We start from the raw sequence: 14,504 nt of genomic DNA on the forward strand, positions 1-14,504 counted from the left end.
ACGTTTCCTCCCTTGATTGTAGCCGCGAGGTTGTCCTCGGTTCCCGTATACTTGGTTGCTGTTGCTTTGGCGAGGGAAGACGAGGATTCCATCGGAGTCCGCTTCTTCCGTTATCGACTCGGCGTGATGAACCTCCTAGGGGGCGTTCTGCGGCGCGTCGTGGCGTCAAAAGACAGAACGACAAGTGACACATACGTCCATTACAACCCAAGGAGGCCAGATATGGCTACCAAGATCGTCCTCAACGGCGAAGTCCGCAACGAGTTCGGCAAGGGCGCTGCCCGCCGCATGCGCGTCGCCAAGCTCATCCCCGCCACCATCTACGCCGGTGGCGCCGATCCGAAGTTCCTCACCCTGCCGATGAAGGAGACCACCCTCTCCCTGCGCCACACCAACGCCCTGTTCGAGCTGAACTTCGGCGACGAGAAGGCCATGGCCGTCGTCAAGGACGTGCAGCGCAACCCCGTCAAGCGCATCGTTGAGCACATCGACTTCTACGAGGTCAAGGCCGGCGAGAAGATCGACGTCGAGGTGCCGGTGTTCGTCGAGGGCACCCCGAAGGGCGCCGCCGTCGCGTTCGTCGACATCCAGGAGCTCAAGGTCCGCGCCGACGTCGCCAACCTGCCGGAGCGCATCGTCGTGAACGTCGAGGGCCTGACCGACGGCACCAAGGTGTTCGCCAAGGACGTCGTCCTGCCCGAGGGCGTCGAGCTCGACGTCGAGAACGCCGAGGAGTCCGTCGTGACCGTCGAGGTGCCGGAGGACGCCACCGAGTCCACCGCCGCTCCGGAGGCCGCCGCCCCGGCCGCCGACGCCGACGCCGCTGCCGCCCCGGCCGCCGACGCCAAGTGATCGCCGCCGGCGTGAGGCCGGCCTGACGATATGATCCCCGGGAAGACCCGCGACACGTCTCGCGGGTCTTCCCTTTTGCTTTTCATAATGTGAACCGGCGCACATCCGCGGTTGCGGGATGTGCGAAAGTAACTGACAGCACCGGGCGCCACAAGCGCGCGGCAATCCCCTTCGAAAGGCCGCCATCGCACGGCCGAATGCAACAAAAAGAAGTGAACATGACTGAGAACACGCATCACGATCCGGCGGCGCTCGACAAGCTGGTCGAGCCGTTCACCGTACTGCCGAACGAGAATCCGGCCTCCGACGCCAAGCGCGCCGAACTCATCGACAAGCCGGCCTTCGGCCAGGTCTTCTCCGACAACATGGCCCACATGACGTGGACCAAGGGCGAGGGCTGGGGCGACCGTCGCATCGAGCCGTACGCGCCGCTCAAGATGGACCCGGGCGCATCCGTGCTGCACTACGCGCAGGAGTGCTTCGAAGGCCTCAAGGCCTACCGTCACGCCGACGGCTCCACCTGGCTGTTCCGCCCGGACGCGAACGCCGAGCGTTTCCAGAACTCCGCGAAGCGCCTGTACCTGCCCGAGCTGCCGGTCGACGACTTCATCGGCTCCGTCGCCGCGCTCGTCAAGCGTGACGTGGACTGGGTCCCGTCCCGCCGCGAGTACACGCTGTACATGCGTCCGTTCATGTTCGCCTCCGAGCCGTTCCTCGGCGTGCGCGCCCCGCACGAGGTCGACTACTGCGTGATCGCCTCCCCGTCCGGCCCGTACTTCCCGGGCGGCGTCAAGCCGGTGAGCATCTGGGTGGAGGACAAGTGGTTCCGCACCGGCCCCGGCGGCACCGGCTTCGCCAAGTGCGGCGGCAACTACGCCGCCTCCCTGCTCGGCGAGTACACGGGCATCGAGAACGGCTGCGAGCAGGTCTGCTTCGTCGACGCGGCGACCAAGACCTACCTCGAGGAGCTGGGCGGCATGAACATGATGGTCGTCCACAAGGACGGCCATGTGGAGACCCCGTCGCTGACCGGCAACATCCTGCCGGGCGTGACCCGCCGCTCCCTCATCCAGCTGCTGCAGGACCGCGGTATCGACGTGGTCGAGACGATGATCGCCCTCGAGCAGCTGCTCGAGGACATCAAGTCCGGCGAGGTCACCGAGGTGTTCGCCTGCGGCACCGCCGCCATCATCACGCCGATCGGCCGCTTCAAGTCCCCGAAGTTCGACGTGACCGTCGCCGAGGGCGGCGTCGGCGAGCTCACCCAGTCGCTGCGCGACGAACTGCTCGGCATCCAGCTCGGCGAGATCGAGGATCCGCACAACTGGATGTGGAAGGTCTGCTGAGGCGTTTCGCCGAATCCGGCCCCCGCGGTGCGATTCGCACCCGCGGGGGCCTTGCAGTAGGGGGACGATGCCGTTCGCGGCGGGGAAAATGGAGCCATATACGAGGATGCGCTGACCGCCATGCTATTATGTGGAGCAGCATACACGGCGAGGCATCCATGAGAAAGGGATAGGGCAGATGGAGATGGGGTTTCCTACAGCGTTCCGCGGCTATGACAAGGAGTCGGTCGACGGATACGTCACGCACATGGCCCAGGAAACTTCGACGCTGCAGCAGCAGATCGACGATCTGAAGAACTCCCTCTCCCAGCTGCAGAGCGACTACCAGTCCTCCCAGATGCAGCTCGCCGATGCACGCAAGCATGCCGCCAAGGCCGAGGAGGAGGCCCAGAACACGGCCCAGAACTCGGTGAAGTATCTGGGTGCCAGCGCGCAGCAGCTGCTCAACGCCGCCGAGAAGACCAGCACGGAGCTCATCGCCCGCGCCAAGAGGGAGGCGGCCGACCACAAGCGTGAATCCACGCAGCAGATCGCGGACATGGTCCAGCAGGCCAACAACGACGTGCAGCTCATCCTCGCCGAGGCACGCAAGAAGTCCGCGGGCATCCTCGAACGTGCCAACGAGGAGGCCAAGCTGCTGCAGAAGAACACGGCGGAGAAGATCGACGCCGACAAGAAGCGTGCCGCCAAGGAGATCTCGGAACGTCGCAGCGCCCTGGACATGGAACTCGAGAACATGCGCGAGGCCACCAAGGCCGATCTGGAGAAGCAGCGCGCCATCTGGCAGACCACGCTCGCCGCCGAGAAGGTGGAGCAGGCGAAGACCCTCGCCGCACAGCGCCAGGACGCCGAGCAGGAGGCCGCACGCATCAAGGCCGGCGCCAGCGAGGAGGCCCAGCGCAATCTCACGGAATCCCGTCGCCAGCTCGACGAGGCCCGCAGCAAGTCCGAAGCGATGCTGAACGACGCGAAGGCGAAATCGGCGAAGATGCTCAGCGACGCGAACGAACGTTCCAAGCAGATTCTCGGCGATGCGGAGATCTCGAAGGCCGAGACGCTCAAGAAGGCCGCCGACGAGCTCGAGCAGGCCCGTTCCGTGATCACCAAGCAGCGCGAGGACACCTCCGCCGAGATCAACGACATGCTCAAGAGCATCAACCAGCGCCGTCTGGAGGCCCAGCAGGAGTCCGACAACATCCTCGCCAAGGCCAAGTCGGTGCTCGCCAACGCGAATCAGGTGGCCACCGAGAAGGAGGAGGAGGCGGAGAAGTTCCGCGTCTCCATCATCCAGGAGGCCAAGGAGACCTCCGAGCAAGAGACCCGCCAGCGCCGCGCCGCCGCCGACCGCGAGATCTCGCGTCTGCAGTCGCGCATCGACAGCCTGCGCGACATGGAATCCCAGCTCATGACCCGTGTGAGCGACATGCGCTCGGTGCTGCTGAGCTCCTTCGACTCCCTGGACGACGGCTCCCTGTCCGCGGCGGCGGGACGCTCCCGCGTCTCGGGCGGCGAATACGCCAAGAAGACGATCCAGAACGTGCTGGTGGGCGTGGACGCCGGCGGCGACACGGATCCCTCGCTGGTCGATCCGTCGAAGTTCCCCGGCAGCCTGAAGTCGTCGTCGGGGGCCACCGACAGCTTCATCTGATCCATCCCGCCGGGGAGCCGGGACATGGTCATTGCATACTAGATTCGATTGACGGGTGCGTTCGTGGACGTTGCACAGACTAGGGAAACGGAGACTCACGGTGCATCGCGACATGTGCCGGAGTCCCGCTCCGTCCTGCTCGATCTCGATGAGAACCTCCATATCGACGTCCACTCGTATGTGAACGATCTGATCGAGCGCCAGCATATGGCCGGATTCGAGGATGACGAGAGCGAATCCACGCATGCGGACGAGGAGTCCTTCGACCTCATGCTCAACCGCGTGAGGCGCATCGCGGAGCAATGCTCCGAATCCCACGTCAGCGCCGAACTTACCGCCTTGGCGCGCACGATGCCGGAATACGACATCTCGCGGCTGCGGACCGAGGACGACGAGGAGCCGGCGGTCTCCGCATCATCGGAAGCGGACGATATCGACGGGAACGACGATGCGGATGCATCGAGGCCGGCGCGTACCCGACGACGGCACGGGGCCGCCGCCGGCAGGAAGAGGGGGACGGGGCGCGGACGCCATCGACGCGGGGGTGCCGATGAGCCGCGGGGGGACCGCAAACGCCAGGCGAGGCGGCACGCCGCCCGCAGGCGTGGACCGTCCGTCGGCCTGTTGGCGGGATCCGCGGTCGCCGTCGTGCTGATCGCGGTCGTCGTATGCGTCGTCGTCCTGTAACGACGGAAGGGGGCTGCTCATGCAGGTGGCGTTGGAGAGCAACGCGTTCTTCATGGGCGTGGAATATCTCGCGGTGTTCTGCTGCGGTCTCGTCGGCGGGCTCGCGGCCGTGCGCAAGCGGTACGACCTGTTCGCCATCCTCGTGATCGCGTGGCTCACCGCCCTGGGGGGCGGCATCCTGCGTGACGTGCTGCTCGAGGTGCCTCCCGTCGGCATCACCGATCGATGGTCGGTGGTCACCGCGCTCGTCTCCGGCGTCGCCATCGCGATCGTCCACCCGGAGGTCAACAAGCTCAAATGGTCGATGATCACGCTCGACGCGCTCGCGCTCGGCCTGTTCGCGGTCAACGGCACGGCGAAGGCCATGTACCTCGGCACGTCCGGCATGACCGCCGGGTTCCTCGGCATGGCGACCGCGCTGGGCGGCGGCCTCACCCGCGACATCCTGCTCAACGACGTGCCGATGATCATCCGCGACAAACACTGGTATGCGGTGCCCTCCGCCATCGGATGCGTGTGCACCGTGTTCGTGTGCAAGGGGCGTATAGCGGGACTGCTGAACGCCGAACAGGAGATCGGGCTCGACGTGCTCATCATCGTGCTCATCGTCGGGATGCGTCTGGCCTCCGTGATCTACAACATCACGTTCCCGGGCGCCGTGGAACGGCACAACGTCTATCTGCCGGGGGAGAGCCATTACCTCAGGCGCCCCGACATCACACCGCAATCCGGCTCCGCGGGCCGCGGGCCGCGCGCCCGTTGGGACGATGACGACGACGTCTGACATCCCTCCCGACGCCCGTCCGGTACGGGGACGGGCGGGCCGCGCCGGCCGGCCGCAGACGGCGCGTCGTGTTATCCGCATGGCGTGCTATCATCTACGTCTCGTATGTCCTTATAGCAAACGTCGTTTGGAGTTACATTGGCAAACATCAAGTCGCAGAAGAAGCGCGTCATCACCAACGAGAAGGCGCACAAGCGCAACGTGGCCGTCAAGTCCGGTCTGAAGACCGCCGTCCGCGCCACCCGCGAGGCCATCGCCGCCGGTGACAAGGCCGCCGCCCAGGCCGCCTACCAGGTCGCCGCCCGCAAGCTCGACAAGGCCGCCGGCGCCGGCGTGATCCACAAGAACCAGGCCGCCAACCGCAAGTCCGGCCTCGCCCTCGCGATCAACGCCCTGTGAGACTGAATCCGCTCCGTTGAGCGGATGGTCGAGGAACCCCGCAAACCCGTCGGTTTGCGGGGTCTCTTATTTCGCGTACACTAATGTAGGTTTGACTACAGTCGATTAGGAGGCATGCTCAGTGGCCACCCAGCACAACCAGCCCGGTTCCACCGACCAGTCGTTGATCCGCAACTTCTGCATCATCGCGCACATCGATCACGGCAAGTCCACCGTGGCGGACCGCATCCTGCAGCTGAGCGGCATCGTGCCGGAACGCGAGATGCGCGACCGCTTCCTCGACCGCATGGACATCGAACAGGAGCGCGGCATCACCATCAAGTCGCAGGCCGTGCGCGTGCCGTGGACGTTCGACGGCACCGAATACACGCTGGGAATGATCGACACCCCCGGCCATGTGGACTTCACCTACGAGGTGTCGCGCGCGCTGGCCGCATGCGAGGGCGCGGTGCTGCTCGTCGACGCGACGCAGGGCATCGAGGCGCAGACGCTGTCGAACCTGTACATGGCCATCGACCATAATCTCACCATCATCCCGGTGCTCAACAAGATCGACCTGCCGAGCGCCGAACCGGACAAACACGCCGAGGAAATCGCCGGCCTGATCGGCTGCGAGCCGAGCGACGTGCTGCGTGTGTCCGGCAAGACCGGCGAAGGCGTCGCCGACCTGCTCGACCAGATCGTCATGGAGGTGCCGGCTCCGGAAGGCGACCCCGAGGCGCCGGCACGCGCCCTGATCTTCGATTCCGTGTACGACTCCTACCGCGGCATCGTCACCTACATCCGCATGGAGGACGGCGAGCTGCACGACCGCGAGAAGGTGCACATGATGGGCATCGGCATGACGCACGATCCGATCGAGATCGGCGTGATCAGCCCGGACATGACCCGCACCAAGGCGCTCGGTGCCGGCGAGGTCGGCTACATCATCACCGGCGCGAAGGACGTGAGCCAGTCGAAGGTGGGCGACACCCTGACCTCCGCCGTGCGCCCCGCCACGGAGCCGCTGCCTGGCTACCGCGATCCGAAGCCGATGGTCTACTCCGGCCTGTTCCCGATCGACAACGCGCAGTTCCCCGAACTGCGCGAGGCGCTCGACAAGCTCAAGCTCAATGACGCCGCCCTCGTCTACACGCCGGAGACGTCCGTCGCGCTGGGCTTCGGATTCCGCTGCGGCTTCCTCGGCCTGCTGCACATGGAGATCGTCTCCGAGCGTCTCAGTCGTGAATTCGGACTCGACCTCATCCAGACCGCGCCGAACGTCACCTACGAGGTGACCAGCGAGGACGGATCCGAGCACCACGTCACCAATCCGAGCGAGTTCCCGGACGGCAAGATCAAGAAGATCGTCGAGCCGATGGTCGCGGCGGACATCATCACGCCGAAGGATTTCATCGGCGCGGTCATGGACCTGTGCCAGGACCATCGCGGCCAGATGGGCACGATGGAGTACATCTCCACCGACCGCGTGGAGATGCACTACCGCATTCCGCTGGCGGAGATCGTGTTCGACTTCTTCGACCAGCTGAAGTCCCGCACCAAGGGCTACGCCTCGCTCGACTACCATGAGGACGGCGAGCAGTCGGCCGACCTCGTCAAGGTGGACATCCTCATCCAGGGCGAGAAGGTGGACGCGTTCAGCGCCATCGTGCACCGCGACAAGGCGTACTCCTACGGCGTGATGATGACGAAGAAGCTGCGCGAGCTCATCCCGCGCCAGCAGTTCGAGATCCCGATCCAGGCGGCGATCGGCTCGCGCATCATCGCGCGTGAGAACATCCGCGCGCTCAGGAAGGACGTGCTCGCCAAGTGCTACGGCGGCGACATCACGCGTAAGCGCAAGCTCCTCGAGAAGCAGAAGGCCGGCAAGAAGCGCATGAAGATGCTCGGCCACGTCGAAGTGCCGCAGGAGGCGTTCATCGCCGCCCTGTCCACCGGCGAGGATGCGAACGACCGCGACACCAAGGACAAGATCCGCGCCGCCCAGAAGACCGAAGGCTGATGTTCGAGGTCTACGTCCACGTGCCGTTCTGCATGCGGCGCTGCGGGTACTGCGATTTCAACACGTACACCGCGCGCGACCTCGGAGCGGGGGCGTCGCGCGGCAACTATGCGAACATGGTCGTGCGCGAGATGGAGCTCACGCGTGAATGGCAGCTGGCGCACGGCATCGAGGAGCCTCCGGCCGACACCGTGTTCTTCGGCGGCGGCACGCCCACCATCCTCTCCGCGGACGACCTCGTGGCCATGCTGGACGCCGTCCGCCGCATCTGGGGCATCGCTCCCGGCGCGGAGATCACCACCGAAGCCAATCCGGACACGGTCAACGAGTACTACATCGACCGTCTCGCCGAAGGCGGGTTCACCCGTGTCTCCTTCGGCATGCAGTCCGCCGTGCCGCACGTGCTCGAAACCCTCGACCGTACGCATACGCCCGAAAACGTGGCAGCCGGTGTGCACGCGGCGGACAAGGCCGGTCTGCGTTCCAGCGTCGACCTCATCTACGGCGCGCCGGGGGAGAGCCTCGATGATTGGCGCACGTCGGTGCGCACGGCCATCGATCTCGGCGTGAACCACATCTCCGCCTATGCGTTGACCGTGGAGCCGACCACCAAGATGGGCCGTCGGATCGCCGCCGGCACCCTGCCCAAGCCGGACGACGACGACGAGGCGGCGAAATACGAGATCGCCGACGACCTGCTCACGGCCGCGGGTCTCGCATGGTACGAGGTGTCCAATTGGGCGAAACCCGGGTATGAGAGCCGGCACAACCTCGGCTATTGGCGCAACGTCGACTGGGCCGGCATCGGCCCCGGCGCGCACTCGCACTACAACGCCGTCGCCTCCGGGGGCAACGCCGCGACGCACGCCCTGCGCGCGTGGGACATCGCCCACCCGCGCATGTGGGCCACAGCCATCAACGAGAGCCGCGTCCCGTGGGGAGGCAGCGAGGCGATCACGCCTGGCGAGAACCTCGAGGAGCTCATCATGCTCGGCCTGCGCATCCGCGAAGGTCTCGACCTGACCCGCATCAACCGGGCCATCGCCTCCGCGCGCGGTGCGCACGGCTCCACGTCCCTGCGACCCATCGACGCCGCGCAACTGCGGCCGATGGTCGAGGACGGCCTCATCGTCATCGAGACCGATGCGCAAGGCCGCACCCATGTCATCCCCACACGCAAGGGGCGTCTGCTCAACGACGCCGTCATCGAACGCGTCTTCGACCTCGCCGGCGTGTGAACCCCAGAAACGAAACCGTACGAAGCAGCACCATGTCCTATCTTGAACCCACCTCGTTGAGCGAGCGTCGCCGCGCGCTCATCTTCGTCAACATCATGCTTTCGTGCATCGCGACGACCATCATGGCCACGGCGCTCACCACGGCGCTGCCGCCCATCGTGCACGATCTGGGTATCGACATGCGGACCGGCCAGTGGCTCACCAGCGGCTACTCGCTCGCCATGGGCATCGTCATGCCGTTGACCGCGTTCCTCATCACGCGGTTCCCGACCAAGCCGCTCTACCTCGCCGGCGCCGTGCTGTTCATCGTCGGTTCGCTGGTCTGCGTGGCGCCGGTGCCGTTCGCCGTCATCATGGTCGGCCGCGTGATCCAGGCGTGCGGCAACGGACTGCTCATGTCGATGGCGCAGGTCGTGCTCATGACCATCTACCCGGACGATCGCGGCACGGTCATGGGCTGGTACGGGCTCGCCGTCGGCGTCACGCCGGTGATCGCGCCGACGTTGTCCGGACTGATGGTCGACGCGTTCGGCTGGCGTTCCATCTTCTACCTGGTGACCGGCGTGATGGCGGTGTCGCTGGCCGCCGCGTGCCTCGTGTTCGACAACGTGCTCAACACGTCCGAACGGTCCTTCGACATGCTGTCGTTCGCGGTGAGCGTCGTCGCGTTCGGCGGCGTGACGCTCGGCATCGGCAACATCGGCTCCATACCGTTCACGAGCATGACGGTGCTGCTCCCGTTGGCGGCGGGCGTCGCGGCGTCCGTATGGTTCGTGATGCTGCAGCTGAGGCGCGAACGCCCGTTCCTCGACGTGCGCATCCTGCGTCGTCGCGGATTCGCGTTGAGCGTGGTCGGCAGTATGCTGCTGTACTTCGCGATGATGGGATCGTCGGTGATGCTGCCGCTCTACGTGCAGACCATCAAAGGCGGCTCCGCGTCGATGGCCGGTCTGGTGAGCCTGCCCGGCTCGCTCGCCATGGCCGTCATCAGCCCGATGGCAGGCCGTCTCTACGACCGGTTCGGCGTGAAGCGCCTGTTCCTCGTCGGCGGCGTCTGCCTGACCGCCAGCAACCTGTGCATGGGACTGCTGCCGTTGTCCGCGTCGATCTGGGTGGCCGCCACGATCAACGTGGCGCGCTCGCTGGCGATCGGCTGCCTGATGATGCCGCTGGTCACCTGGGGCACGAGCGCGGCGGGCGAGGGGCGTCTCGCCGACGCGAACGCGCTGCTCACCGCGCTGCGCACCATCGCCGGAGCGATCGGCCAGGCCGTGTTCGTCGGGATGATGACGGCGCTGGCGGCGTCCGCGCACGCCGGCGGCATGGGCATGGCCGCCGCCGACATGCACGGCCTGAACCTGACGTATCTGGCCATGGGCGCATGCGCCGTCCCGCTGATCGTCATCCCGCTCGTGTTCCTGCGCGGCGAAGGCGCGGGCCGTCGCAGGGGCTGACGGTCCGGTACGGCGGGGATAATCGAAGGAACGCCGGAGACGCCATGGCGTCCGCGTCCGCTGACGGATCCGGAGCGTCCGGAGCATAGGGGGAGGGGCCGATGATCATCGCCGGATTGTTCATAGTGCTGATCGCGCTGTATATCGTCATGCTCGCCGTCATGGCCGTCGAGCTGGCCATCTTGGGCGTGGGCGCGGCCCTGGCCGTCGGAGCGGGCGTATGCCTCGGCATCGCCTTCCTGCTCGCCGTCGAAGGGGCGGCGCTGCTGGCGTGGAGGGCCTGGCGCGTGTACCGCCGCAAGCCCGTGCCGTCATGGTGCAAGGGCGTCGGCATCGGAACCGCGGTGGTCGGCGGCGTGTGGTTCGTCATCTCCTGCGCCCTGCTGATCGCGTTGGCGGCGCAGATGGTCGGCCTGTTCGTCTGAGATGCGGAGTGCTCCCGCCCGGTGATTCGCGGTGGGCCTTCGCCTATCCCCGCTCCATGCCGGCGAGCAGCGTATGCGTATAGGTGTGCAGCTGCTCGCGGGTGAGCGTGTGCCCGCGCAGATACGCCCAGTCGAGGACGAGCATCACGGTGTTCGCGTAATGGTCGGCGATCAGATCGGCCGGCAGGTCGAAGCGGTCACGGTCGACGCAGGTGCTCATGATCTCATGCGACTTCCGCTCGATGAACATGCGCAGACTGGAGAACAGCGGCCCCTCGGGCGGATTGTGCTCCAGCACCGCGCGCAGCAGGTCCGCGTTGGACTCCAGCAGGTCGGCCATCGCGTCGAGCGCCGTATCCACCCGATGTTCCGGTTCCGATGACGCGAGATCGGAGAGATTCGCCTGATCGGACAACGCCGTCCAGCAGTAGTCGAGCAGGTCGTCGCGGTCCTCGAAATAGTTGTAGAACGTGGCGCGCGGATAGCCGGCCCGTTCGCACAGCGCGTTGACGCTGATTCCGGTGAACGGCTTCTCGGCGAGCAGGGCGGTCATCGCGTCGAAGAACGCGTCGAGCGTGCGCTGCGTGCCGCGCGTGAGTTTGGCGTTGAGATCCTTCTTCATGATCGTCCAGCATAGCCCATCGTCCATGATTTTGCATATGTCCAACTTTATGATAGATTGGACAACTGTATAAATATGGACGTATGGAAAGTTGGAATCATGACGAACGACAGGACCGTGACCGCACCCGCGACGCCGATCGCCGAACCGTTGACCCTGCCCTGCGGCGTGAGAGTGAAGAACCGGTTCTACAAATCCGCGATGAACGAGGCGCTCGCCGGCCGCGGCTGCGAGCCGACCGAAGCCCATGTGCGCCTCTACCGCACGTGGGCGAGGGGAGGGGTCGGCGTGCTCGTCACCGGCAACGTGATGGTCGACCGCACGCAGCTCGGCGAACCCGGCAACGTGGCCGTCGAGGACGAACGCGACCTGAACATGCTGCGCCGGTGGGCGGCCGCCGGTACCGGGCACGGCGTGCACTGCTGGATGCAGATCAACCATCCCGGCCGCCAGTCGCCCATCACCATCAACCCGCATCCGCTCGCCCCGAGCGCCGGCGGCGTCGACGGCGAATACGGCAGGTTCTTCGCCGAACCGACCGAACTCACCCACGGGCAGATCCGCGACATCGTCCGCCGGTTCGCCGTCACGGCGCGCATCGCGAAGAAGGCGGGCTTCACCGGCGTGGAGATCCACGCGGCGCACGGCTACCTCATCAACCAGTTCCTCTCGCCGCTCGACAACCGGCGCGCCGACGAATACGGCGGAAGCCTCGAAAACCGTGCCCGATTCCTGTTCGACGTGTTCGACGCGGTGCGCGAGGCGGTGGGCCCCGATTTCCCCGTGGCGGTCAAGCTCAATGCGCAGGACGGCGTGCCTGGCGGCTTCAGCGAGGAGGAATCCATCTGGGTCATGAAGCAGCTGGAGAGACGCGGCGTCGATCTCATCGACATCTCCGGCGGCACCTACGCCAAACCGGTCATCCAGACCAGCGGCGGCGCTGCGGAGGACCGCCGTCGCGGCGTCTACTTCACCGATTTCGCGCGCCGCATCAAAGGCGAACTGACCGTGCCGGTCGCCCTGACCGGCGGCTTCCGCAACGCGCGCGACATGGAACGCGCGCTGGACGAAGGCATCACGCAGATGATCGGCATCGCCCGCCCTCTGGCGCTCGTGCCCGACCTGCCGAACCGCATCATCCGCGACCGGTGGGACGGCTCCGTCGACCTGCCGCGTGTGACGACCGGCATCACGCCGCTCGACAAGGTGTTCGGCGGCATCCTCGTCATCAGCTGGTTCGAACTGCAGATGAACCGCATCGCGCGGGGCGAACGCCCCGACCTGCGCATCGGCGGCCTCAGGGCGCTCATGTTCGCCATCAAGCGGCATGGCCCGGCCGCCCTCGCTCCGCGCCGTCGCAAAGGGCGGCAGTGATGACCGTGTCCGGCCCGCCGGTGACGTGTTCCCGCACGGTTGCGGCGATGGCCCAGCGCCCGATGGGCCATCGCGTCACCACAGCACGTCGATGGGGGCGGTGGTCTTGTTCTTCTCGATGATGTGGCAGATCTCCTCGGGCGTCTCCCGGCATCCTCGGCGGATCCACAGCCAGATGATCGAGGAGACCGCGGAAACGAGGATTTCCATCGCATAGTCCGCCGGGATGCCGTTGTAGGCTGACTGCGGGTCGGCGCCGAGCCGTTGCGCCTGCGTGACGATCAGCTGCTTCAGCACCTTCTTCAGCTTGTCGTAGAGCTGCATGTCGTTGCCGGAACGGGAGATCGCGTTGAAGAACGCATAGTCGTCGCGCACGTAGCGCAACGCGGCGGAGATCGATTCGGCCTGGAACGCGTCGCAGATCGCCCGCCCGGTGGTGTCGGACACGGTGCGGGCGTCGGAGTCGGCGTTGCCGATGAGGATGGTCGTCAGATCGGCGATCGTGTCGTCGATGAGCTGCTGACGCAGATCGAACTTGTCGAGATAGTGCATGTAGAACGTGCCGCGGTTGATGCCGGCCGTGCGGGCGATGTCGCTCACCGTCATCGCGTCGAATCCCTTCGACTGCACAAGCGTGGTGAACGCGGCCTTGATCTTCGCCTCCGTCTTCGTGTGGCGTTTGCCTGCCATGATCCTCCCGTCTTCGTCGAACCTGACACCCGATTCTATCAACATGTTGTCGATATAGGGTGGTGAATCACCAATTTCCTCCGATGTGTCCAATCTGAACGCAATCGGGGAAACCGTTCATTGACCGCCGTTCCCATGCGTCCCTACCATCGTGACAACACAATCAACACGTTGTTCATTCATGGTACGCAGGCGGCGACCTGCGACTACCCCTCAGTCGGCTTCACCGACAGCTCCCCTGACAGGGGGAGCCGAGGAAACACAGGGAAAGGAAGACCGTCATGGCATACATCGAAATGGTGCACAGCTTCAAGCGGTACCACATGGGAGACACCACGATCACGGCCAACAACGACGTGAGCTTCGGCATCGAGCAAGGCGAGCTCGCCATCATCCTCGGCGCATCCGGCGCCGGCAAATCGACGGTGCTCAACATCCTCGGCGGCATGGACACCAACTCCGAAGGCCAGGTGATCATCGACGACAAGGACATCTCGAACTACACCGCGCGCCAGCTCACCGACTACCGCCGTTACGACATCGGCTTCGTGTTCCAGTTCTATAATCTCGTCGCCAACCTCACCGCGCGCGAGAACGTGGAACTCGCCTCCGAGATCGTGCGCGACGCGCAGGACCCGGTGCAGGCGCTCGTCGACGTCGGCCTCGAACACCGCATCGACAATTTCCCGGCGCAGCTCTCCGGCGGCGAACAGCAGCGCGTCGCCATCGCCCGCGCCGTCGCCAAGAACCCGAAGATCCTCCTATGCGACGAACCCACCGGCGCGCTCGACTACAACACCGGCAAACAGGTCCTGAGGATCCTGCAGGACCAGAGCCGCGAGAAAGGCGCCACCGTCGTCATCGTCACCCACAACTCGGCCATCGCGCCGATCGCCGACCGCGTCATCCATATGCACGACGCACGCGTCAAATCCATCGAGACCAACGCGCATCCGATGGACATCGAGGATCTGGAGTGGTGA

14 protein-coding genes are annotated in these 14,504 nt (G+C 65.6%); 12 read left to right on the forward strand and 2 right to left on the reverse strand.

Going from position 1 to position 14,504, the window contains the following annotated elements; all coding sequences use genetic code 11:
* The first annotated feature begins 222 nt into the window (after positions 1-222).
* The 10 genes from AC1AYX_RS04605 (at position 223) to AC1AYX_RS04650 (ending at position 10,835) form a co-directional block, all read left to right on the forward strand.
* Positions 223-852, forward strand: coding sequence for a 50S ribosomal protein L25/general stress protein Ctc (locus tag AC1AYX_RS04605; RefSeq protein WP_476502389.1), 630 nt, complete (start codon positions 223-225; stop codon positions 850-852).
* 218 nt (positions 853-1,070) lie between these two features.
* Complete coding sequence (locus AC1AYX_RS04610) at positions 1,071-2,198, forward strand: branched-chain amino acid aminotransferase (protein WP_476502390.1); 1,128 nt, start codon at positions 1,071-1,073, stop codon at positions 2,196-2,198.
* Positions 2,199-2,382: 184 nt separating this feature from the next.
* Entirely contained in the window at positions 2,383-3,846 is a 1,464-nt protein-coding gene (locus tag AC1AYX_RS04615) for a DivIVA domain-containing protein (RefSeq protein WP_476502391.1), read from the forward strand.
* 114 nt (positions 3,847-3,960) lie between these two features.
* Complete coding sequence (locus AC1AYX_RS04620; RefSeq protein WP_476502392.1) at positions 3,961-4,533, forward strand: hypothetical protein; 573 nt, start codon at positions 3,961-3,963, stop codon at positions 4,531-4,533.
* A gap of 19 nt (positions 4,534-4,552) precedes the next feature.
* Positions 4,553-5,317, forward strand: coding sequence for a trimeric intracellular cation channel family protein (locus AC1AYX_RS04625; protein ID WP_476502393.1), 765 nt, complete (start codon positions 4,553-4,555; stop codon positions 5,315-5,317).
* Between the two features lie 138 nt (positions 5,318-5,455).
* On the forward strand, positions 5,456-5,716 hold the full coding sequence (gene rpsT, locus AC1AYX_RS04630; protein WP_476502394.1) for a 30S ribosomal protein S20: 261 nt from the start codon (positions 5,456-5,458) through the stop codon (positions 5,714-5,716).
* A 121-nt stretch (positions 5,717-5,837) separates the two neighbouring features.
* A complete protein-coding gene (lepA, locus tag AC1AYX_RS04635; protein WP_476502395.1) occupies positions 5,838-7,718 on the forward strand; it encodes a translation elongation factor 4 in 1,881 nt (626 codons plus the stop codon).
* Complete coding sequence (gene hemW / locus AC1AYX_RS04640; RefSeq protein WP_476502396.1) at positions 7,718-8,956, forward strand: radical SAM family heme chaperone HemW; 1,239 nt, start codon at positions 7,718-7,720, stop codon at positions 8,954-8,956. The genes lepA and hemW overlap by 1 nt, the downstream gene beginning before the upstream one ends.
* A gap of 32 nt (positions 8,957-8,988) precedes the next feature.
* Complete coding sequence (locus AC1AYX_RS04645) at positions 8,989-10,410, forward strand: DHA2 family efflux MFS transporter permease subunit (protein ID WP_476502397.1); 1,422 nt, start codon at positions 8,989-8,991, stop codon at positions 10,408-10,410.
* A gap of 101 nt (positions 10,411-10,511) precedes the next feature.
* A complete protein-coding gene (locus AC1AYX_RS04650; protein WP_476502398.1) occupies positions 10,512-10,835 on the forward strand; it encodes a hypothetical protein in 324 nt (107 codons plus the stop codon).
* Between the two features lie 43 nt (positions 10,836-10,878).
* Here the strand turns inward: AC1AYX_RS04650 and AC1AYX_RS04655 are convergent, their stop codons facing one another.
* A complete protein-coding gene (locus AC1AYX_RS04655; protein WP_476502399.1) occupies positions 10,879-11,484 on the reverse strand; it encodes a TetR/AcrR family transcriptional regulator in 606 nt (201 codons plus the stop codon).
* Between the two features lie 72 nt (positions 11,485-11,556).
* Between AC1AYX_RS04655 and AC1AYX_RS04660 the strand changes: the two genes are divergently transcribed.
* Positions 11,557-12,831 carry an NADH:flavin oxidoreductase/NADH oxidase family protein gene (locus tag AC1AYX_RS04660; protein ID WP_476502400.1) on the forward strand — a complete coding sequence of 425 codons (1,275 nt, stop codon included), beginning with the start codon at positions 11,557-11,559 and terminating at the stop codon, positions 12,829-12,831.
* 75 nt (positions 12,832-12,906) lie between these two features.
* Here the strand turns inward: AC1AYX_RS04660 and AC1AYX_RS04665 are convergent, their stop codons facing one another.
* Positions 12,907-13,521, reverse strand: coding sequence for a TetR/AcrR family transcriptional regulator (locus AC1AYX_RS04665; RefSeq protein ID WP_476502401.1), 615 nt, complete (start codon positions 13,519-13,521; stop codon positions 12,907-12,909).
* A gap of 281 nt (positions 13,522-13,802) precedes the next feature.
* Between AC1AYX_RS04665 and AC1AYX_RS04670 the strand changes: the two genes are divergently transcribed.
* Positions 13,803-14,504, forward strand: coding sequence for an ABC transporter ATP-binding protein (locus AC1AYX_RS04670; protein ID WP_476502402.1), 702 nt, complete (start codon positions 13,803-13,805; stop codon positions 14,502-14,504).

The sequence above is a fragment of the Bifidobacterium sp. LH_419 genome, from assembly GCF_056356955.1.

Coding starts and splice junctions, on each gene's coding strand:
- AC1AYX_RS04605 (WP_476502389.1), top strand. CDS start 223: ATGGCTACCAAGATCGTCCTCAACGGCGAAGTCCGCAACGAGTTCGGC.
- AC1AYX_RS04610 (WP_476502390.1), top strand. CDS start 1,071: ATGACTGAGAACACGCATCACGATCCGGCGGCGCTCGACAAGCTGGTC.
- AC1AYX_RS04615 (WP_476502391.1), top strand. CDS start 2,383: ATGGGGTTTCCTACAGCGTTCCGCGGCTATGACAAGGAGTCGGTCGAC.
- AC1AYX_RS04625 (WP_476502393.1), top strand. CDS start 4,553: ATGCAGGTGGCGTTGGAGAGCAACGCGTTCTTCATGGGCGTGGAATAT.
- hemW (WP_476502396.1), top strand. CDS start 7,718: ATGTTCGAGGTCTACGTCCACGTGCCGTTCTGCATGCGGCGCTGCGGG.
- AC1AYX_RS04645 (WP_476502397.1), top strand. CDS start 8,989: ATGTCCTATCTTGAACCCACCTCGTTGAGCGAGCGTCGCCGCGCGCTC.
- AC1AYX_RS04650 (WP_476502398.1), top strand. CDS start 10,512: ATGATCATCGCCGGATTGTTCATAGTGCTGATCGCGCTGTATATCGTC.
- AC1AYX_RS04655 (WP_476502399.1), bottom strand. CDS start 11,484: ATGGACGATGGGCTATGCTGGACGATCATGAAGAAGGATCTCAACGCC.
- AC1AYX_RS04660 (WP_476502400.1), top strand. CDS start 11,557: ATGACGAACGACAGGACCGTGACCGCACCCGCGACGCCGATCGCCGAA.
- AC1AYX_RS04665 (WP_476502401.1), bottom strand. CDS start 13,521: ATGGCAGGCAAACGCCACACGAAGACGGAGGCGAAGATCAAGGCCGCG.
- AC1AYX_RS04670 (WP_476502402.1), top strand. CDS start 13,803: ATGGCATACATCGAAATGGTGCACAGCTTCAAGCGGTACCACATGGGA.